Origin of the sequence: Saccharospirillum impatiens DSM 12546, from assembly GCF_000423605.1 — a bacterium.
Taxonomy (GTDB): domain Bacteria; phylum Pseudomonadota; class Gammaproteobacteria; order Pseudomonadales; family Natronospirillaceae; genus Saccharospirillum; species Saccharospirillum impatiens.
The window spans coordinates 16,092-36,167 of sequence record NZ_AUIH01000003.1 but is presented as its reverse complement, the minus strand read 5'-3'; the positions used below and the strand labels follow the sequence as shown (position 1 = coordinate 36,167).

At 55.4% G+C, this 20,076-nt stretch carries 17 protein-coding genes; 9 read left to right on the top strand and 8 right to left on the bottom strand.

Annotation, left to right across the window (positions count from 1 at the left end):
- Positions 1 to 58: 58 nt before the first annotated feature.
- Positions 59 to 373 carry a hypothetical protein gene (locus tag G565_RS0102660; protein ID WP_028669587.1) on the top strand — a complete coding sequence of 105 codons (315 nt, stop codon included), beginning with the start codon at positions 59 to 61 and terminating at the stop codon, positions 371 to 373.
- A 161-nt stretch (positions 374 to 534) separates the two neighbouring features.
- Here the strand turns inward: G565_RS0102660 and G565_RS0102655 are convergent, their stop codons facing one another.
- On the bottom strand, positions 535 to 1,269 hold the full coding sequence (locus G565_RS0102655) for a VC0807 family protein (RefSeq protein WP_245584108.1): 735 nt from the start codon (positions 1,267 to 1,269) through the stop codon (positions 535 to 537).
- Positions 1,270 to 1,389: 120 nt separating this feature from the next.
- On the opposite strand from G565_RS0102655, the gene G565_RS22645 reads away from it, so the two are divergent.
- Positions 1,390 to 1,944: a mechanosensitive ion channel family protein gene (locus tag G565_RS22645; protein WP_084649186.1), complete on the top strand. Its 555-nt coding sequence runs from the start codon at positions 1,390 to 1,392 to the stop codon at positions 1,942 to 1,944.
- Here the strand turns inward: G565_RS22645 and G565_RS22640 are convergent.
- Positions 1,882 to 3,141, bottom strand: coding sequence for an MFS transporter (locus G565_RS22640; protein ID WP_037337368.1), 1,260 nt, complete (start codon positions 3,139 to 3,141; stop codon positions 1,882 to 1,884). The genes G565_RS22645 and G565_RS22640 overlap by 63 nt on opposite strands.
- Before the next feature lie 283 nt (positions 3,142 to 3,424).
- Between G565_RS22640 and G565_RS0102640 the strand changes: the two genes are divergently transcribed.
- The gene (locus tag G565_RS0102640; RefSeq protein WP_051207185.1) at positions 3,425 to 4,642 is read left to right on the top strand and encodes an MFS transporter; all 1,218 of its coding nucleotides are present in this window, start codon (positions 3,425 to 3,427) and stop codon (positions 4,640 to 4,642) included.
- Positions 4,643 to 4,656: 14 nt separating this feature from the next.
- Complete coding sequence (locus tag G565_RS0102635) at positions 4,657 to 6,462, top strand: ABC transporter ATP-binding protein (RefSeq protein WP_028669584.1); 1,806 nt, start codon at positions 4,657 to 4,659, stop codon at positions 6,460 to 6,462.
- A gap of 189 nt (positions 6,463 to 6,651) precedes the next feature.
- On the opposite strand, the gene G565_RS0102630 is transcribed toward G565_RS0102635, so the two are convergent.
- Both G565_RS0102630 and G565_RS0102625 read right to left on the bottom strand, forming a co-directional pair.
- Positions 6,652 to 9,729, bottom strand: coding sequence for an efflux RND transporter permease subunit (locus G565_RS0102630; RefSeq protein ID WP_028669583.1), 3,078 nt, complete (start codon positions 9,727 to 9,729; stop codon positions 6,652 to 6,654).
- Positions 9,726 to 10,994: an efflux RND transporter periplasmic adaptor subunit gene (locus G565_RS0102625; protein ID WP_028669582.1), complete on the bottom strand. Its 1,269-nt coding sequence runs from the start codon at positions 10,992 to 10,994 to the stop codon at positions 9,726 to 9,728. The genes G565_RS0102630 and G565_RS0102625 overlap by 4 nt, the downstream gene beginning before the upstream one ends.
- A 350-nt stretch (positions 10,995 to 11,344) precedes the next feature.
- Between G565_RS0102625 and thrS the strand changes: the two genes are divergently transcribed.
- The 4 genes from thrS to rplT all read left to right on the top strand — a co-directional run bounded on the left by thrS (position 11,345) and on the right by rplT (position 14,835).
- Positions 11,345 to 13,282 (top strand): threonine--tRNA ligase, encoded by a 1,938-nt coding sequence (gene thrS / locus G565_RS0102620; protein ID WP_028669581.1) that lies wholly within the window; start codon positions 11,345 to 11,347, stop codon positions 13,280 to 13,282.
- Positions 13,283 to 13,326: 44 nt separating this feature from the next.
- Entirely contained in the window at positions 13,327 to 13,821 is a 495-nt protein-coding gene (infC, locus tag G565_RS0102615) for a translation initiation factor IF-3 (protein WP_028669580.1), read from the top strand.
- A gap of 378 nt (positions 13,822 to 14,199) precedes the next feature.
- Complete coding sequence (rpmI, locus tag G565_RS0102610) at positions 14,200 to 14,394, top strand: 50S ribosomal protein L35 (protein WP_028669579.1); 195 nt, start codon at positions 14,200 to 14,202, stop codon at positions 14,392 to 14,394.
- Positions 14,395 to 14,478: 84 nt separating this feature from the next.
- A complete protein-coding gene (gene rplT, locus G565_RS0102605) occupies positions 14,479 to 14,835 on the top strand; it encodes a 50S ribosomal protein L20 (RefSeq protein WP_028669578.1) in 357 nt (118 codons plus the stop codon).
- Positions 14,836 to 15,225: 390 nt separating this feature from the next.
- Here the strand turns inward: rplT and G565_RS0102600 are convergent, their stop codons facing one another.
- The 4 genes from G565_RS0102600 to purM form a co-directional block, all read right to left on the bottom strand.
- On the bottom strand, positions 15,226 to 16,224 hold the full coding sequence (locus tag G565_RS0102600; protein ID WP_028669577.1) for a 2-hydroxyacid dehydrogenase: 999 nt from the start codon (positions 16,222 to 16,224) through the stop codon (positions 15,226 to 15,228).
- Between the two features lie 89 nt (positions 16,225 to 16,313).
- Entirely contained in the window at positions 16,314 to 17,030 is a 717-nt protein-coding gene (locus G565_RS0102595; RefSeq protein ID WP_028669576.1) for a DUF3108 domain-containing protein, read from the bottom strand.
- Positions 17,027 to 17,677 carry a phosphoribosylglycinamide formyltransferase gene (gene purN / locus G565_RS0102590; RefSeq protein ID WP_028669575.1) on the bottom strand — a complete coding sequence of 217 codons (651 nt, stop codon included), beginning with the start codon at positions 17,675 to 17,677 and terminating at the stop codon, positions 17,027 to 17,029. Before purN ends, G565_RS0102595 begins: the two co-directional genes overlap by 4 nt.
- Before the next feature lie 2 nt (positions 17,678 to 17,679).
- Positions 17,680 to 18,720 (bottom strand): phosphoribosylformylglycinamidine cyclo-ligase, encoded by a 1,041-nt coding sequence (gene purM, locus G565_RS0102585; protein ID WP_028669574.1) that lies wholly within the window; start codon positions 18,718 to 18,720, stop codon positions 17,680 to 17,682.
- 248 nt (positions 18,721 to 18,968) lie between these two features.
- Between purM and G565_RS0102580 the strand changes: the two genes are divergently transcribed.
- Positions 18,969 to 20,042: a DUF2066 domain-containing protein gene (locus tag G565_RS0102580; RefSeq protein WP_028669573.1), complete on the top strand. Its 1,074-nt coding sequence runs from the start codon at positions 18,969 to 18,971 to the stop codon at positions 20,040 to 20,042.
- The last annotated feature ends 34 nt before the right edge of the window (positions 20,043 to 20,076 follow it).

The window sequence follows — 20,076 nt, the reverse complement described above, 5'->3', positions numbered from 1 at the left end:
GCCTCGGGTGGTTCTGCACGCTGCTTCCGATCGAGGCTCTTAAGAGCGAGGTAAGGCTATGAATGATGTAAGACAGTTCGAGCTGATCGTTTCTGAATCGTTTGATTTCGGCGCCCTGGAAATAAGTCGTGATGAAGAGGGCGAATTGCAAGCTAACCTGGAGCCTATTGCCGATATCCTGTCGGCCTCAGGCATTGAAGAAGGGTTGTTGAACAACAACGACGTGTTATCAACGTTGATCAGCACTCTGTACGATTTTCACTTGCAGAATGGTGGCCCGGCTGACCTCGAAATTGAGCGATTCCGTGCCGTCCAGGAAGCGACACAGGAATACGGTCGTGCCGGCGTTGTCGGCAGCGCGACCTTGCACTGATAGATCTGTATCGGGGGGTTTGTCCACCGACCTATAGTGAGTCTGGGGATAGTGAGTCAGGAGGTTCTTCTGCTGATTGACCGTGGATCCGGTAGGGCCACTCACACAATCGATACGTTCAAGGCGGGGTTTCCCCGCCTTTTTTACGTCTGGGCTATTGGTTATTTGGTCTCCGGAGCTTCTTTGCTGCCGTCTTTGCTTGCGTTTTGATCCACCATCAGGGATTCGAGGTCCAGTCCGGTGAGTTTCTTTAGCCGGTATAGCAGAAAAAAGATGGCGGACATCAGCACGATGGTGCTTGGCAGTGCGATCACCGGATAACTCAGAGCGGTCATCTTGCCCAGCTCTTCGCTGAACGCAGTGGTTCCGGGCGGGCTCACCAGAATGACCCGGGCCAGTACATAGTTAAGAACGGACGACAGGAAGAACGACGCCGCGACGATATAGGACACCAGCGACAGGCTTTGCTCCAGTTGGCGGTGCGTACCGCGCTGATCCAGTGCCTGGTTGACCCGGTCGATGGCGATCAACTGGGCATTGAATATCAGGGTGCGCACCAGTGGCCAGCGGGTTTTCTGGCTAATGAGTACGGCCAGGCCCAGCAGGCCGGGGATAGCCGCCTCTTTAATGGCGATGTACTTCGGGTCCAGTTGCAGCAGACTGATGCCGCCGGTCAGAAAGACACTGATCACACCGATAACCGACATTGCGTTCAACTTACCTGTCTGGCGCATTTCCCAGAGGCCATAGCCAATGGGGAAGGCCAGAGCAACAACAATGCTCCAGGCCGGCCCCAGTCGATCAGGTCCGCTGAATTTGCTGAGGATAACGACTGGGACAATGATGTTGAACAGCAGATTGCTGAAGAATCCGCTGCGCTGTGGTTGCTGACTCAAAATCGGAACTCTCGATGTTTGGGTGATTTACGGTAAAGTGTAAGCAATTCACGCGCCCGGGGCACCCGATATCGAGTCTGAAGGGCGTAAACACTCAAATATGGGCAGGAGTCTGCGCACGTGTCCTGGCAATACATAGTATTTCTGGCGCTTTTAGTGGCCTTTTTTATCACTCATAAGGCTCTTAATTACTTTATTCGTCGCTGGGTCAATTCAAAAGATGTTCCGGTCCAGCGTAAGGCGCTGGTGAGAAAGTTGTTGCGAAGCGTTCACGCCGTCAGTTACCTGATTGCCCTGGGGCTGACCTTTGGCATTGAATACGGCGAATTGACGGTGTTTCTGTCGTCGTTGTTCGCAGTCATTGGTATCGCGCTGTTTGCGCAATGGTCGATTCTCAGCAATCTGACGGCGAGCATGATCATCTTTTTCCAATTTCCTTACCGGATCGGTGATCGGGTGCGGATTCTCAATGCGGATTATGATCTGACCGGAGTCATTGAAGAGATCTCTTCATTTCATGTCATGATCCGGCACGATAAGGGCGATCTGATGACCGTTCCCAACACGCTCATGCTGCAGACGCCGGTGATCAAGCTCTCGGGCAACAAGACGTCAGTGATCAACCGGGTCGATGCCGATCTGGCGATTCCCGAGGCGCCGGGAAGCTCCGTATAGCACGCCGAGCACAGCAATAAACACAATCAGAAAACCCGGTACAATTTCCAGTGACGTCTGTTCGGCCAGAACACCGGCCAGGGCAGGCAAACAGGCGGCACCGATACCCGCAGCGGCAATCTGCATGCCCATAGTGTTCGCCAGGTGTGCCTCACCCACTCGCAGTCGGGTGCCAGACACCAGCCCGGGAAAGATCGGCGCGAAGGCGAAACCGACCAGGCCTATGGCGATCAGCCCGACCCAGGCAATCGGGTTCCAGGCCAACAATACGGTACCGGCCAGCGCCAGTATCAGGCTGCCAGTAACCAGGCGGTGATTGCCCATGCGATTGGCAAATACCCCGGCGACCATGCGGCCCAGAGTAAACATGCCCCAATAAATGGCGATCCACAGGCCGGCCGCGGAAGCCTCCACCTCGCGCGATTCGGTTAATAACGAATACCCCCACAAACCCAGTGTCAGTTCCAGGCCGGTATAGGCAAAGAATAGCCCCATGCTCAACCAGACCGCCGGGGTTGTCAGAGAGGACACAAAGCTGGCTGGTGCCTTGCCCGGTTGAGCGTTGGTTGGCGGGCCGGGGTGGGTTTGGGCGACTTTGCCGGCATCGTCTGTCAGGGTGGGCTCGGCATTCGCCGACACCGGTGCCTCCCATAACCGGGCGGAAACGAAAAAGCACAACCCCAGAAAGACTTGGGCGCAACCTACCAGCCAATAACCGGGCGACCATTGTCCGGTCAGATTCAGCATCAATGTCATAATGAGCGGGCCGAGCGTAATACCAATGCCAAAACTGGCATGCAGCCACTGCATCAATCGTTCACTGTAGTGTTCAGCGACATAGGTGTTCAGGCCTGCGTCAATGGCTCCGGCGCCCAAACCGACCAGAGTACCCAGAACCACGAAACCCAACCAAACTGGAACCAGAGTGAACCCGAGCAAGGCGACGCCGGTTGCAATGCAACTGAAGGCCAGCAGTAGACCGATGCCGAAAAACCGGCTGACTGCACCGCTGAAAAAGCTGCTGATCATGTAACCGGTGGTGGTTGCCACCAGCAGCCAGCCTACAGCGTCCAGGGGCTGATTAAAGTCGGCACGGATGCCAGGCCAGGCTACGCCGAGCAGACCGTCTGGCAAACCCAGTGAAATGAAGGCGATGAAGCACAAACAGATAAGAATCATGCGGCGGCGGTCGGTCATGCTTCACTCCGGTTCGGGGGGAGATATCGATTCCGGTCACCCCTGAAGGTGCAGGCGATTACGGGTTTTTGACTATAACGATTAAGAAACCCCTCATCAATACGATGCCCAGCCCGCATCGGGCGATTGAAGGTCCGTGGTTGCTGGCCGGAGCAAGCCTGATAGGGCGTTGTAGCAGGTTGGAACAAAGCGTTCTGAACGTTGTTCTCCTTTACCGGTCGGAGTATTGTTTCGAGCTTGTTTTACTTTGATCTACCGGTTTGATGCCTGTCGGAGGCGTGTCATGAAGGGTCGTTTGATGCCGGTATTGCCGGTGTTGATCAGCGCGTGTTTGCTGTTGATGTTGTCGTTCGGGTATCGGGCCGGGTTTGGTCTGTTTATGCAGCCCATTTCAGAAGCCCGGGGCTGGGGTCGGGATGTGTTGTCACTGGCACTGGCGGTGCAAAACCTCGCCTGGGGTGTAATGGCTATCTTTGCCGGCGGTCTGGCGGACCGCTTTGGCAATCTCAAGGTGCTGCTGGCAGGCGTGGTGTGTTACGCCGCCGGCATGTGGGGAATGTCCTACTCGACGACTGAACTGGCCATGGTGTCCACGGCCGGGTTATTGGTTGGCGCTGGCGTAGCAGGCACCGCATTTGGCATCGTGTTACCAGCGCTTGCCCGGGCCGTACCCGAAGACCGTCGCGGTTGGGCGCTGGGCGTTGGTACGGCGGCTGGTAGTTTTGGCCAGTTTCTGGTCGTACCGCTGATGCAGGAACTTGTCGATCTGGCCGGTTGGTTTCGCGCCTTGCAATGGCTCAGTGCCTCGGCTTTTATTATGGCCGTGCTTGCCTTGCCGCTGGCTCCATACGGGGGTGCCAATGACACCTCAAGTCCAAAAATCGATGCGTCCCTCTGGACCATTTTGAAGCGGGCATTGAAAGTGCGCTCATACACCCTCTTGGTGCTGGGTTTTTTTGTCTGCGGTTTTCATGTTGCTTTTATTACCGTGCACATGCCGGGTTATGTTGTCGATCTCGGCTTCGAAGCCAAAGTGGGTGCTTGGAGTATCAGTCTGATTGGTTTATGCAACGTTTTTGGTGCTTACATTGCTGGCGTGCAGAGCAGCCTGCGTCCGAAGCGAACCATTTTAGCGGCTATTTATCTGGGGCGCGTGGTTGCCATCGCTGCGTTTTTGCTGGTTCCCGTGTCGCTGGTGACCATTCTGGTGTTCAGTGCCATCATGGGCTTTTTGTGGCTCGCGACCGTCCCACCGACTTCGGGTCTCGTTGCTGTTCTGTTCGGCACTCGTTACATGACGTTTCTGTATGGTGTTGTTTTCTTCAGCCACCAGGTTGGCAGCTTCAGCGGTGTCTGGCTGGGTGGGTGGTTGTACAAGAACTATCAGAGTTACGACGGTATCTGGATTGCCGGTATTGTGTTGGGTCTCATAGCCGCCTGGCTGCACTGGCCCATTGAAGAGAAAGATTCCATTGCCCGCATTCAGCAGGCGAGTGCTTGACTATAAGGAAAGACATGTCATTTATTGCCCCTGCAACCAGCTTTCAATCACTGCTTCGATTGTTGAAATACGCTCGAGGCTATCGCCGTCGCATCATAGCGGCAACGGTGTGTTCTGCATTGAATAAACTGTTCGATATTGCCCCGGAAATTCTGATCGGCATTGCCATTGATGTGGTGGTCAATCAGGAGGCGAGTTTTGTTGCCCAGCTCGGGCTGGAGACGCCGCAGTCGCAAATCATCGCATTGGCGGTGCTGACCTTTGTCATCTGGGCGGGGGAGTCTCTGTTTGAGTACTTGTATATGATTCTGTGGCGTAATCTGGCGCAACACCTGCAGGCTGATATTCGCCAGGATGCCTACGAACATATTCAAAAACAGGACATGAGCTTTTTTGAATCGCGCAGCAGCGGTCAGTTGATCTCAATACTGAACGACGACGTAAACCAGTTGGAGCGGTTTCTGGATGGGGGCGCCAACGACATCATTCAGGTGCTGGTGACCGTGGTCGCGGTCGGCGCCGTTTTTTTCGTCTTGTCACCGTTGATTGCCTTTCTGGCATTTACGCCCATTCCGCTGATTATCTGGGGGGCGTTCTATTTTCAGAAAAGAGCCATGCCACTGTATGCCGATGTGCGTGAGCGGGTGGGCGTTCTGGCTACCCGTTTGAGCAACAACATAGGCGGAATGGCAACGATCAAATCCTTTACTGCCGAAGAGCGGGAAGCGCGACAGATCCGGGCCGACAGCGATGCTTATGCCGAGGCGAACCGCCGAGCGATCGCGATCAGTTCGGCCTTTATTCCGGTTATCCGGATGGCCATTTTGACCGGCTTTTTGTTTACCTTTGTCGTCGGTGGATTTCAGGTGTTGAATGGCGTGCTCGGCGTAGGTGCCTACGGCGTACTGGTATTTCTGACCCAGCGCTTGTTGTGGCCACTGACCGAGCTGGCACAAACCATTGACCTGTTTGAACGCGCCATGGCCAGTACCCGACGCATTCTGGTCCTGATTCACACCCCGGTTACCGTGCCGGACGACGGTGATCAATTGTTTTCAGGGCCGGTTGCGGGTCGGGTTCAATTCAAACAAGTATCGTTTGAGTACGGCCAGAGCGGCGCTGGCGTGCATGATGTCAGCATTGAGGTGCCGGCGGGTAAAACGCTGGCGCTGGTAGGGGCGACTGGGTCCGGTAAATCGACGCTGATGAAACTCCTGCTGCGGTTTTACGAGCCGCAGCAGGGACAGATCGAACTGGATGGCATTGCCATCGACCGTTTGTCTTTGCGCGATTTGCGTACGCATATTGGCCTGGTCAGTCAGGATGTATTTTTGTTCGATGGTACCATTGCCGAGAACATTGCCTACGCTCGGCCAGACGCCAGCGTTGACGAGATTCAAGCCGCTGCGAGAACGGCTGAAGCGCTGGAGTTCATTGACCGGTTGCCTGAAGGGTTCAAGACCCAGGTGGGTGAGCGCGGCGTTAAGTTATCCGGTGGTCAGCGTCAGCGGTTGTCCCTGGCCCGGGCCTTGTTGAAAGATCCGGCAGTGCTGGTGCTGGATGAAGCCACCAGCGCTGTCGACAACGAAACTGAAGCCGCCATTCAACGATCTCTGGCCCACATCGCTGAGGACCGAACGGTCATTATGATTGCGCACCGGCTGTCGACCATTGTGCATGCCGACCAGATCGTGGTGCTCGAACATGGGCGTATTGTTGAGCAGGGCACCCACAGCAGCCTGCTGACTGGCCAGGGCGCCTACTGGTCACAGTGGCAGGTGCAGACCGGTCAGTTAGCGCAGGCTGAGCTGGACCGCTAACAGGTTGTTGAAAAAGGCTTCCTGCCTTTTTCAAAACATGAGATCCCAAAATTGCGATTTTTGCTTCTCTCACAAAATCAATGACTTAACAGTCATTGATTTTGCCGGAACGTCCGAATTGCCGGACCACATGTTCCAGTAGCAGGCCGCGGAAATTCTACGAATTTCAACAGCCTGCTAAGGCTTCGGTCACACCTCAGCGGAGCGGGCTCCTGTCGGGTCAATGCGGCGACTTGCCCAGTCGGTCAGTTGGCCGATTTTGTAGAGCAATACCGGCACCATGAGCAGAATCAACAGGGTGCCAAACCCCAGTCCAAATACCAGGCCTACGGCGATGGGTTTGAGCAGGGCGGCATCAATACTGGTCTCAAACAGCAGCGGTGACAGGCCGGCCATGGTGGTGATGGATGTGAGTATGACCGGGCGCAAACGCGACGTCGCTGCTGCCAGCGTTGCCTCGTACAAGGATTGCCCCTGGGCGTGCAAACGGCGAAAAACAGCCACCAGAATGATCGAATCGTTGATGACGATACCGGAGAGGCCGATCAGCCCGAATATGGAAATCGTTGATAAAGGCATGTCCATGATCCAGTGACCGGCCACCGCCCCGATGAGACCGAAGGGCACTGTGATCAGCACAGCGAAAGGCCATAACCAGGATTCAAACACCCAGGCCAGAATAAAGTAGATCAGAAGGATGGAAATCAGTACCGACACCAGGGTGTCGCTGAAAAAGGCGTCCAGTTCCTCGGCTTGGCCTTCAATCGCATAGTCGACCGGGAATTGTGAGGTGACGATCGGTAAAATGTCTGATTCCAGTACCGCATAGAGATCGGATAGCTGGTCGCCACTGTAGCTGCCGGAAACGGTGACCGATAAAACGCCGTTGCGCGCACTGATTCGATCAAGCCCCTTTTGATAGGAAAAGTCGACCAGGCTACCCAGAGGCAAGGTGGTTCCATCACTCAATTGAATCGGGAGTGATTGCAACCAGCTCTCGCTTTCACGTTGCCGGTCTTCCAGTTGCAACCGGACCGGAATTTGTTCAAACCCGGTTTCAACGTTGTAGAGGTTTAATCCTGACAATTGAGAGGACACCTGTCGAGCCACATCGCTGATTTCGATCGCGGCGGCTTCTGCGGCGCGTGTACGGGTCAGTTGATACTGTTGGGCGTCGAACGGCAAGTCGTCCGTCACATCGCTCAGATCTGACAGTGTTTGCAATTGTGCTTGCAGCAGTAGCGAGGCTTCCTTGAGCTGGTCAATATTGTTGCCTTCAAGACGAATCGACAGGTCTCCGCCGCCACCGGGGCCGCGGAATGACCGGCCGGTCGAAAAGCTGCGTACTACATTGGGCAATTCGTAGTTTTGCTGAACGCGTTGCAGTATTTCGGCGTTGGACAAAGCCCGGTCGGTATCGCTGGTGAGTGAAATGTTCAGTTCTGCACGGGTGGGCTCATCCAGTTGATTGTATTCATGAACCAGGGTGTCAATCAGGCCGCCACCGACGTCTTCGTTGATCGACTGTACGACGGCTTCCAGATCATCCAGAGCCTGCTCCGCCTGGGTGAGGCTGGTACCATTGAGCAGGTCCAGTGACACACTCATCGTTGGCTGATCCAGCGAGGGTGAGGCTTCAAACGCAATTTTGCCACTGGTCACAGCGCCCAGTGCGATCAGGCTGATCATCACCAGTGCCGCAATAAAGACAGCGCCATTTTGGATCGACAGAGCCACCAGGGAGCGAAACGGTCCATCGCGGAATTGCCCGAAGCGCTTGTCAAACCCCGCTCGCCAGCGGCTGGGCGGACGCATGCGTTTGTGGTGACCCAGGTGCCCCGGCAGAATGATGAAGCACTCAATCAGTGACGCCACAATGGCCGCTGTGACGACAATGGGAATGTCGATCAGGAAGTTGCCAAAGCTGCCGCCAATCAGCATCAGTGGCAGGAAAGCCGCGATGGTGGTCAGGCTGGATGCCACAACCGCGGGCATCATCCTTAATGCCGCTGTCTTGGCCGCTTCTCGGGGGGCGAGCCCTTCGGATTCCAGGGCGGCCGTATCTTCAGCCACGACAATGGCGTCGTCGACGATGATGCCGATGGCGATGATGAAACCAAACAGACTGATGGTGTTGATGGTGGTGTCGGTGTACCCCATGAACGCCAGAGTGCCCATGAAGGAAATGGGAATCCCGGCCGCCACCCAGATCGCCAGGCGGGTGCGTAGAAAAATGAACAACACCAGTATGACCAGAAGCATGCCGCCAATGCCATTGGTCAGTACCAGGTTCAACTGGGCTTCCACCACACGCCAGATTTCGTTATAGGCGTGAAAGCCGACACCGTAAGGCAGCTCCAGGGCAAAGTCGGCCATCCACTGGTCCAGAATGTCGGCATTTTCCAGAGTGTCTTCTCCGGCAGCCCGCTCGATGTCGAGCTTGATGGCGGGCAACCCCTGATAGCGCAGAATATTGGCCGTATCGAAACGCTCGGCCACGGTGGCAACTTGTGACAGCCTGACCACGCCACCATCAGGACTCTGGGCCACAATGGCGTCTTGCAAGGCCGAAACGGTCCAGTCGGGGGCATCCGTTACCAGCGCTGTGGTGTTGTCGCCAACGGTCACCGACCCTGCGGTAGCGACAGCAAACTGAGTACTTAGCCGGCTTGCCAGGGTATCCAGCGTAATGCCCAGTGAGTTGAGCGCGGCCAGATCAATGGTGATCAGCCGCTCCCGGCCAGGTACGCCATCGAGATCTACCACTGCCATGCCCCGGTTCAGCAACGACTGGCGAGCTTCATAGCCCAGAGCGGTCAGTTCACTGCGTTGCACGTCACCATAAATCAGAACACTGGCAACCGGCTCGGTAATCTCGATGGCTTCAACATCATCGACTTCAGCACCGTCGGGCAAGTCGAGGCCGTCAATGGCTTCTTCCAGTGCGGTCAGGCCTTCACTGGCACTGTAACTGTCGGAGACACGGGCAAACAAACTCATCCCGCCCTCGCGCGCTGTCGAGCGCACGAAATCAAAATGCCGTGAATCCTGAATGGCACGGTCGAGCGGTTCAACGATCCCGGTTCGAACCGCCTCGGCATCCGCATTCGGCCAGGCAATGCTGGCGCGCACCAAGGGCAGTTCGGTATCGGGAAACAGTTGCGAACGGACCTGTTGTAACCCCCAGATACCCGCTCCAATAACAACCATCATCAGCAGGTTTGCAGCCAGGCGATGGTCCAGAAGTTTTGCGTAGAAACCGTTCATTGTCCGGAGTCCCCGCGGCTGAGTATCGAGGGTGTGCCGGGCTCAACAATGGTGACGGGCGTGCCATTGGTCGGCTGTGACAAACGGGTCGTCAGGATGGTGGCTTCTGAGGCCAATTCGTTGCTGTCGATCAACGCCCACTGTTCACCGTCACGTTGTTGATAGCCAAGAATGCGAATCGGCAGCACCTGAAGGCTACCCTCAGTAATCTGATAAATCTGGTCGCCGTAGTAGACGGCATTTTGCGGTATGGCGAAGCTCTCTATTGGAGGCAGCTTCAGACTGACTTCCAGCGTTTCGTTGATCAATACCGGAATGTCGCGGGGCAGGTTCAAAGTGAGGTTGACCGACCCGGTGTTGGACGTCGCCGCCAGATTGTCCAGTGTCAGCGGGTAAGGCGTGTTATTCAGCCAGGCGGTTGCGTCGATCTCGGTTCCGGCAATGTTCCGGTAAACGCGCAAGGGCACTTGGGTACGGACGTAAAGCGAGTCGCGGTCGATCAGGCTGATCAGGGTTTCACCGGCCTCGACTTGTACCTGAGCAGCGGTGTCTATCGATGCGACGTCGGCACTGAATGGCGCCGTGGGCGACAGGTCCAGTTGTTGGTCTTGTACCTGTTCCAGTTCAATGAATGCCTGCTCCAGTTGGGATTGCCGCTGTGCGGCTTCATCGTCGTAGTTGGCCACCGTCAGTTGGGCGCTGCGCCAGGTCTGGCGGGCGGCTGCAACGTTGGTATCATTGGAAAAGCCCTGCTCCAGAAGTGACTGTTCCCGGGCAAGATCCCGTTGGGCAATGGCCAGTGCTTCCTGGTTACGCTCATGCTGACGGTCCGCGATGCGAATGCTTGCCTGTTGCTGGTCAATGGTGGCTTGCTGCTGACGAAGTGCCCAGTCCACCGCCCGGGCTTCCATGCGCAGCAGAGGCTCACCTGCGGTGACCGAATCACCGGAGCGAATCAGTATTTCGGTGATACGTCCTGCCTGGGGTGCTGTAATGATCTCCAGTCGTTTCGCCTGAACGGTCCCCAATAGCGGAATCTGGGGTGTGTTTAACGTTCTGGATACCTCTAGCGCCTCGACTTGAATGGCCGAACTGTCGACACCGTCGCGCCCCCAGCGTGAACCGGTGATGCCTGCGCGCATCGACATGGCTGCATTGCCACGGCGCTGCTCGCTGGCCGCCGATTCAACAGGGGCGTTCATCCAGCGATAGCCGGTAAAACCGATCGCTAACAGGGCCACGACGACCACGGCTTTCTTCCACATCCTGACAGTCCCTATAGAGTAATTGACCCGAATTTTACGCATGAATCGTGAAGCAAATGTGCACTGGCCGGTCAATGTTCGGTAAACGCCCTGGTCAGAATCAGTGAATAGCCTTGGTTCCGGGCGTGTCAGAGGTATGACCGGCGTTCGCTTTCCGATAGAATGCCACGTTCTGTTGGTTGGCTGGCGGCGCGTGCCGCCCGCTCGAATACGGTCCCTTGGTAGGGGTAGGTTCGGGTGTGATGTCTGCTAACAGCCTGACTAATCGTATGTGTCCTGCTCACCCCGAGGGTGAGGTAGACATCCAACACGTGGCCCATGGTAGGGGTCACCACTGAAGGAGCACCGCAATGCCCGTTATTACCCTTCCGGACGGTTCCGAGCGTTCGTTTGAACACCCTGTCAGTATTCTTCAAATTGCCGAAGACATTGGCCCTGGCCTGGCTAAAAATGCCGTTGCCGGTCGCATCGATGGTACCCGCGTGGACCTGGTTGATGTGGTCAGCAAAGACGCCGCTGTCGAAATCATTACGCCTAAAGACGAAGACGGTCTGGAAATCATTCGTCACTCCTGTGCTCATTTGCTGGGTCATGCTGTCAAGCAACTGTGGCCGGATGCCCGGATGGCGATTGGCCCTACCATTGAAAATGGCTTTTACTATGACATTGAAATGGAGCACCGGCTGACAGAGGAAGATCTGGTCGCACTGGAAAAACGCATGCTGGAACTGGCCAAAACCAATTATCCGGTGGTGCGGCACAAGGTAACCTGGCAGGAAGCGGTGGATGCGTTCACGGCGCGTAAGGAGCCCTACAAACTGGAGATTCTGGAGCAGAACGTTGCCCGGAATGACCACCCGGGTTTGTACCACCATGAAGAATACGTTGACATGTGCCGGGGTCCGCACGTGCCGAACATGAAATTCTGCCACCATTTCAAACTGATGCGCGTGTCCGGCGCCTATTGGCGCGGTGATAGCAAAAACGCCCAGTTGCAACGCATTTACGGCACCGCCTGGGCTGATAAAAAACAACTCAAAGCGCATCTGCATTTTCTCGAAGAAGCCGCCAAGCGAGATCATCGCAAGATTGGCAAAAAGCTCGATCTGTTTCATTTGCAGGAAGAAGCCCCTGGCATGGTGTTCTGGCACGCCAATGGCTGGACGCTGTATCAGGTCATTGAGCAGTACATGCGCCAGAAACAACGTGAGCACGGGTACCAGGAAATTCGTACGCCGCAGATCGTCGATCGATCGCTGTGGGAGAAGTCCGGTCACTGGGACAAGTTCGGGGACGACATGTTCACCACTCACAGTGAAGCTCGGGACAACGCCGTCAAGCCAATGAACTGCCCCTGCCACATTCAGGTCTTTAACCAGGGGTTGAAGAGCTACCGTGATTTGCCACTGCGACTGGCCGAGTTCGGCAGTTGCCACCGGAACGAGGCATCGGGGGCCTTGCATGGCATTATGCGGGTGCGCGGGTTTACCCAGGACGATGGTCACATCTTCTGCGCTGAATCCCAGATTCAGTCTGAAGTGGCACAGTTCATTGAAATGCTCAACGAGGTCTATTACGACTTTGGGTTCGACGAGGTCATTCTCAAACTATCGACCCGCCCTGAAAAACGGGTCGGCAATGATGAAGACTGGGATCGAGCCGAACAGGCACTGGCCTCTGCGCTGGATGCGTACGGCAAACCCTGGTCGCTGTTGCCCGGTGAGGGCGCCTTTTATGGACCGAAAGTCGAGTTCACCCTGAAAGACAGTCTCGGTCGGATGTGGCAGTGTGGTACCATACAGGTAGATTTCTCGATGCCGGGGCGTCTTGAAGCCCAGTATGTGGACGAGCATGGTGACCGACAGACGCCGGTCATGTTGCACCGGGCAACGCTCGGCAGCTTCGAGCGATTCATTGGTATTCTGATCGAGCAGCATGCCGGGGCGATGCCACCCTGGCTGGCACCGGTTCAGGCCATGGTGTGCAACATCACCGATGCGCAGGCCGATTTCGTGCAAAAAGTGCAAAATCGCTTGATTTCAGAAGGGTTTAGAGCCAATGCCGACTTGAGAAATGAGAAGATCGGCTTTAAAATCCGCGAGCATACAATTCAGCGAGTTCCTTATTTACTGGTCATTGGTGATAAGGAAGTCGAAAACGAGGCCGTAGCGGTCCGCACCCGAGAGGGCAAAGATCTTGGTGTCATGTCTATTGACGCTTTCATCGAGATACTCAGCGCGGATAGCGCCCGAAAAGGCCGTCTGGTAGAAATGGAGAGTGAACTATAAAACGCAACGCGAAAGGTGCAAAAGCGGCGGCTAACCGTCATGTCGTGAATGACCAGATTAAGGCGGACGAAGTTCGTCTGATCGGTTCCGGCGGTGAGCAAATTGGAGTGGTTCCCTTGCAAGAAGCCCTGCAGAAAGCAGAGCAGGAAGGCTTGGAACTGGTGCAAATTTCGAACGGTGATCCTGTGGTCTGTAAGATCATGGACCTGGGCAAAAAACTCTACGAAGAGAAGAAAGCCAAGGCGGTTGCCAAGAAAAACCAGGTTCAGGTGCAAGTCAAGGAAGTCAAATTCCGGCCGAACACCGACATCGGTGACTATAATGTCAAGCTGCGTAATCTGACTCGTTTTCTTGAGCACGGTGACAAAACCAAGGTGACCTTGCGCTTCCGGGGCCGTGAAATGGCTCACCAGGAGCTGGGCATGGAACTGCTGGCCCGTGTCGCGACGGATCTCGAGTATCTGGCGACTGTTGAGCAGCGACCTAAAATGGAAGGCCGTCAGCTGACCATGGTGATGGCTCCGATCAAGAAGAAATAAGACGTTTTGAGGAATAATCAGCTCTGTCGCTGGTTATTCCGGCAGGGTCTGGTATCCTGCGCGCTGCGACGGCCTAGTGCCGTCGTTTTTATGGTATTTTGAAAAAGGCTGTAGTCTGTTTCAGCTGCCAACCACCGAAATATGGATGTTTCGGCAAAGTCATAGACTGTTAAGTCTTAGATTTTGTGAGATAGACAAAAATCACATTTTTTGCCTATCGTGTTTTAAAAAGGCAGGAGTCATTTTAAAACCTTAAGAAGGGGCTCGGGGTGAGGTTCATCACCGGGCGACATGGCAACCGTTAGCTCCCGATGTCGGGTTTACCAGACATCACAAGGGATGCGACACGGTTATAGGAAGTAGATCGGGAGATTGAAAATGCCTAAGATCAAGAGCAATTCTGGCGCTGCAAAGCGCTTCAAGAAGACGGCAAACGGCTTTAAGCACAAGCAGTCTTTCCGCAGCCACATCCTGACCAAGAAGAGCACCAAGCGTAAGCGTCATCTGCGCGGCACCCAGCTTATTGCTGAGTCCGACGTAGCGCTGATCAAGCGCATGCTGCCCTACGTTTAAGGTCTGACCTTGCTGTTACAGCTGGTTGAATAGCAATTGGTTGAAAAGCAGCAGGTTGAAATACAGGATTAGGAGGAAAGAAATATGGCACGTGTTAAACGTGGTGTAGTGGCTCGTCGTCGTCACAAAAAGGTATTGGACCAGGCTAAAGGCTATTACGGTGCTCGCTCACGAGTGTTCCGGGTTGCCAAGCAAGCGGTCATCAAAGCAGGTCAGTATGCTTACCGTGACCGTCGTCAGCGTAAGCGTCAGTTCCGCGCATTGTGGATCGCTCGTATCAATGCCGAAGCTCGGGTGAACGGTCTGTCGTACAGCAAGTTCATCAATGGGTTGAAGAAAGCAACCATCGAAATCGACCGTAAGATCCTGGCGGATCTGGCGGTTAACGATAAGGTTGCCTTCGCCGCACTGACTGAACAGGCTAAAGCCAAACTGGCTTGAGTCTGACTGGTTAGAAAAAACCCGCCGGTTGGCGGGTTTTTTTATGCCTGTAAATCAGGAGAGGGCACAAATAGCGTTTGGCTAGGGAGCCTCTGAATAACTCCCCCGGGGCTCTGGCTTATCCGAGGGACGTTGCCGCAGTGGTGCGGCATCCCGACGGACTCATGCAGGAATGTCTAGACCTTTCAAATGAGTCCAACGCCGTGGCAGCGTTCCTCGGAAAGTCGGAATGCCGCACCACCCGCGGGCGCGGCTAAAACGTCCTGGCCCGGCGTTGTACTTCTTGACAAGGGCTACGGCCATTGCGCTGCGAAGTACGTCGGAGTGCCGCCCACTTGTGCCAGAACGTTTTAGCTCGCGCAGAGCCCTGGGGAGTTGTTCAGAGGCTCCCTAGGTGGGTGGGAGCACCTGATGAAGGGCTTCGTAGTCGGAGCGCTCAAAAGCACTCAAGTTAGCCAGTGTGACCGCTGTAATTGCTTCCAGGGCTTCCCGGGTAAAGAAGGCCTGGTGGCCGGTAATCAGGACATTTCTAAAGGTGAGCAGGCGCGCAAAGACATCGTCGCGCAGGATGTCGTCGGAGTTGTCCTCGAAAAAGAGATCGGCTTCTTCCTCGTAGACATCCAGCCCCAGATAACCCACTGCGCCGGTTTTCAGTGAGGTGATGACATCGCTGGTGTTGATCAGTGCACCCCGGCTGGTATTGATAAGCATAACGCCGTGTTTCATTTTGGCCAGGGTGTCTTTGTTGATGATATGTCGGGTGGAGGCAACCAGCGGGCAATGCAGGGAAATGATATCACTGTGTGCCCAGAGCTCATCCAGCTCAACATATTCAGCGCCAGCGGCGACGGCTGCATCCGCGGGGTAGGGGTCGTAACAAATAACCCGACAGCCAAAGCCACGCATGATGCGAATGAAGGCCTGACCGATTTTTCCGGTACCAATCACGCCGACTGTTTTGCCATGCACGTCGAAGCCGAGTAAGCCGTGCAGGCTATAGTCGTTTTCGCGAACCCGGTTGTAGGCTCGATGAGAATTCCGGTTAAGACCCAGAATCAGGGCTACGGCGTGCTCTGCTACTGCAAAAGGAGAGTACTCTGGCACTCTGGCGATGGTAATTCCCAGCTCCGCAGCGGCCGCCAGGTCTACGTTGTTGAATCCGGCGCAACGCAGTGCAATCAGCGAGATTCCATGTTTGTGCAGTTGTTCCAGTGTAGGTCGGTCTACGGTGTCGTTGACGAAGCAGCAGACCGCATCGTGGCCCTGGCTGAGTGCCGCCGTTTGAGCGTTCAGGTGGGGTTCGAAAAAGGTGAATTGATGTTGAGACTGCGTGGCCTGGGTAAAGAAACGGATGTCGTACGGTTTACTGCTGAATACGGCGACTTTCATGAATAGTAAGCTCCCTGTGCCGACCTGTGAGTTGTGACGGTGCCGGGCGCTAAATGCAACGTAGGCCCAGTACAGCCAGCATTGCCTGATTACTGGCTGAAATCAACCCGTTGACCATCCAACTCCAGGGACAGCACGCGTATTTCTTCTTTCAGATCACCGTCTTCATAACGCCCGAAGCGCATCGGCGTGTAACCCAGCCCGGGGGCGATCCAGATAAGCTTGCGCTCGTCTCTGCTGACCGGTTCGGTTTGCTCGATGATCCAGGTATAGATGGAGCCCTGGGGCAATTGCAGCATTTCTTCGCCAATGACCCGGAATGACATGTCATCCGGTCGCTTGTGACGCAGAACATTCAACGTAATGGATTCCTCGCCGCGGGCCAGAGCCTGCTGCAACGCCAGTTGGTAACCAATGGCATCGTAAATGGGGGCAGAGAATCGCTCGTCGATGCGATCTTTTTCAACGCGTCCGGTCACGCGCCTGCTGTCGTGGTCGAAACGCAGTGACTTGGTGGTTTTGATCCAGAGTACCTTGCTTTCAAATTCGTACCGCATTGGCCGAATCTGATCGTCCACAACGGTTAGCCAGCTTTCTTCACGCAGGGATAGCGTGCGTCCGTCAGTGCTGAGTCGGTAGTGCCATTGATCGGGTGCTGTTTCCCGCAATTGCAGGGTGCCCCGGGCTTTGATGTCTATGGCGCCATGACGAATGGCTTCCATTTCGGCTGTGAACGGCTGCATCCCCTCGGCGAAGGTCGTCAGGGATAAGGTGCACATGAGCAGGCTGGTGATCAATCGATTCATAGCGCAGCAGTATCCAGCACACACCCGCCTTTGGGAAGAGGGCTGTCGTCCAGAAGTGCCTGGTTGTTGTTCAGGCTCAGGCGCCCCTTTACAAACCAGTCTACGACCGCCGGGTACAGTTTGTGTTCCTGGGTCAGTACTTTTCGGGCCAGTGACTCGGCATTGTCCTGGTCGGTAATATCGACCTCAACACGGGCAATGGCCGGGCCGCCATCGAGTTCAGCGGTGACAAAATGAACCGTTGCACCGGCCTTCGAATCGCCGGCATCCAGGGCTCGCTGATGAGTGTTCAAGCCCGGGTAAAGCGGTAGCAGGGAGGGGTGGATGTTTATCATCTTACCGGCAAACTGCTTCACAAAATCGTCGGTGAGAATGCGCATGAAACCCGCCAGTACGATCAGGTCGGGCTGCTGGGCGTCGACCAGTTCCGCCAGGGCGCGGTCGAATGCCGCGCGCTCTGTAAAATCGGTGTGATCCAGGGTCAGGGCCTTTACACCGGCCTGACGCGCTCTTGACAGGCCAAAGGCATCGGGGCGGTTTGAGATAACCGCCCCGATTTGGGCATCCAGAATTCCGGCCTGACACTGGTCGAGCAGCGATTGCAGGTTGGAACCGCCACCACTGATCAGAACAACGATGCGAATCACGACTAGACTCCGTCGATAATAACAGCGTCTCCGGTGCGCTGCTCAACCTGACCCATGACTACCGGGCTTTCACCGCTGGCTTTCAACTGACTGAGAATATCTTCCTGCTCACCGGCCGGTACAACGAGGACCAGACCAATACCACAGTTGAACGTGCGGTACATCTCATGGGAATCGATGTTGCCGGCTGTTTTCAGCCAGTCAAAGACCGGTGGCTGGGTCCAGCTGTGAGCATTCAGGCGAATGGCCAGTGAAGCGGGCACGACTCTTGGCAGGTTTTCATAGAAACCGCCGCCGGTAATGTGGGAAATGGCGTGAACAGTCTGGTTGGCCAGCAAGCGCAGCACGGCTTTTACGTAAATACGAGTGGGAGCCATCAAGGCATCAGCCAGAGTGGTGTCGCCCATGGGTTGTTGCAGATCGGCTCCGGATACTTCGATGACTTTGCGAATCAGGGAGTAACCATTGGAATGAGGGCCGGAGGAGGGCAGACCGATCACACTGTCGCCAACACGCACCCGGGTGCCATCGATAATCTTGTCTTCTTCGACCACGCCCGTGCAAAAACCAGCCAGATCGTAGTCTTCACCCTGGTACATCCCGGGCATTTCAGCGGTTTCGCCACCGACCAGTGAGCAGTTCGCCTGCTGGCATCCTTCGCCAATGCCCTGAACGACCCGGGAGGCAATATCGACCGATAACTTTCCGGTGGCGTAGTAGTCGAGGAAAAACAGGGGTTCGGCGCCACAGACGATCAGGTCATTCACGCACATGGCGACCAGATCGATGCCGATTGTGTCATGGCGTCCCAGCTCCATGGCCAGCTTCAATTTGGTGCCAACACCGTCAGTGCCGGATACCAGCACGGGTTTTTTATAGTGACTGGGAATGCGACACAGGGCACCAAACCCGCCCAGGCCACCCATGACTTCGGGGCGCCGGGTGCGTTTGACCGTGTCTTTGATGCGTTCCACCAATTCATTGCCAGCGTTGATATCAACACCGGCATCTTTGTAACTCAGGGGTTTGGGCGCGTCTGACATCTCTGGCTCCATAGCGGCAATTCGAATATAAAGAAGGGTCTGGCCATTACCGTCTTATCGCAATTGACACGATTCTGGCCACAGCCCTCTTGGGCGCGCGGATTGTAGCAGGAGCTGTATCGGGAATCAGCTTGTCTGTTCGGTCAGGAAATGACCGTTGCTTTGCGTAACAATATCGATGACACGACCTGATTTTCACCGCGGGCTCTGTCACAATAGACCATCATCACCTAATAGAAGCCGGACTTATGCTTTTTCGAACTGTCTCACTTGCCTGTCTGTTGTTACTGGCGTTGCCTGCCTGGGCAGCCAGAACGGTGGATGTCTATGCCGATTCGGCCATTCTTGCCCAGAATGCATCCAATCAGGATCAGACTGAGGCGGTACGTGAGGCACTGATAAGGGTATTGATTCGGGCAACCGGTGAGGCGGACATTGCGAGCCAGGGGCGAACAGAACCCTTGCTGCGCAATGCGTCGGATTACCTGTCGACCTTTCGGTTTCAGGCGAGCGACACCTTATTGACCAATGTGCTTGGAGAGTCGGTTCCGACCAAACGTATGGTGATGCAGTTCGACCAGCAATCCATCGAACAGTGGTTGGTGAACCAGCGTTTGCCGGTCTGGGGCACGCGCCGGCCAGAGGTGTTGCTTTGGCTGGCTGACCGCCTGCAGGGACGCGACCGAATTCTGACTGACGGTGACAACCACGACCTGGCCCTGGCACTGAACAACCGGCTCGAGCAGCGTGGGTTGCCGGTATTGCTGCCCATTATGGATCTGACCGACACTTTGAATGTCTCTTTTACCGATGTGTATGGCCTGTTCACCGGCGATATCGAAGTTGCATCCGACCGTTACCCAAGCGATGCGATAGCAGTCGGCCGATTAGCACGACAAAGCGGTGGTTACCAGGCGGATGTGGTGTTTCTGATGCGCGACAGCCGGGAGCGATTACAGGTGGTTGCAGAGACTGAAACGGAACTGATGCAGACTCTGGCCGATGAATTGTCGAATCGGGTTGCCGACCAGTATGCGGTGCTGAGAGATCCGACAATGGCCGGTCAACTGGCGCTAAGAGTAACCAATGTACGCGAATTATCGACCCTGGCTGCAGTTGAGCGATATCTGGAGTCGTTAAACGTAGTCAGCCGGATTACCTTACGACAGGTGGAGGCAGATGCCGTGCAATTTGATCTTGAAATCAGCGGCGATCGCAATCAGTTGCGTGACGTTCTGGCACTGGATCGTCGCATTCTGCCAGTGGAGGAGCTCACACTGGAAACCCAGCTCGACAATGAGCTGGTGTATCGCTGGCAATGAGACGTTCGGTATTGCGTCAGCCCACCCTGACTGA

Bases quoted from the DNA above. Each gene is read 5' to 3' on its own strand.
- G565_RS0102595 (WP_028669576.1), bottom strand. From the start codon at position 17,030: ATGAATCGATTGATCACCAGCCTGCTCATGTGCACCTTATCCCTGACG.
- purM (WP_028669574.1), bottom strand. From the start codon at position 18,720: ATGTCAGACGCGCCCAAACCCCTGAGTTACAAAGATGCCGGTGTTGAT.
- thrS (WP_028669581.1), top strand. From the start codon at position 11,345: ATGCCCGTTATTACCCTTCCGGACGGTTCCGAGCGTTCGTTTGAACAC.
- G565_RS22640 (WP_037337368.1), bottom strand. From the start codon at position 3,141: ATGACCGACCGCCGCCGCATGATTCTTATCTGTTTGTGCTTCATCGCC.
- G565_RS0102630 (WP_028669583.1), bottom strand. From the start codon at position 9,729: ATGAACGGTTTCTACGCAAAACTTCTGGACCATCGCCTGGCTGCAAAC.
- G565_RS0102580 (WP_028669573.1), top strand. From the start codon at position 18,969: ATGCTTTTTCGAACTGTCTCACTTGCCTGTCTGTTGTTACTGGCGTTG.
- G565_RS0102660 (WP_028669587.1), top strand. From the start codon at position 59: ATGAATGATGTAAGACAGTTCGAGCTGATCGTTTCTGAATCGTTTGAT.
- G565_RS0102635 (WP_028669584.1), top strand. From the start codon at position 4,657: ATGTCATTTATTGCCCCTGCAACCAGCTTTCAATCACTGCTTCGATTG.
- G565_RS0102600 (WP_028669577.1), bottom strand. From the start codon at position 16,224: ATGAAAGTCGCCGTATTCAGCAGTAAACCGTACGACATCCGTTTCTTT.
- rplT (WP_028669578.1), top strand. From the start codon at position 14,479: ATGGCACGTGTTAAACGTGGTGTAGTGGCTCGTCGTCGTCACAAAAAG.
- rpmI (WP_028669579.1), top strand. From the start codon at position 14,200: ATGCCTAAGATCAAGAGCAATTCTGGCGCTGCAAAGCGCTTCAAGAAG.
- G565_RS0102625 (WP_028669582.1), bottom strand. From the start codon at position 10,994: ATGTGGAAGAAAGCCGTGGTCGTCGTGGCCCTGTTAGCGATCGGTTTT.
- G565_RS0102640 (WP_051207185.1), top strand. From the start codon at position 3,425: ATGAAGGGTCGTTTGATGCCGGTATTGCCGGTGTTGATCAGCGCGTGT.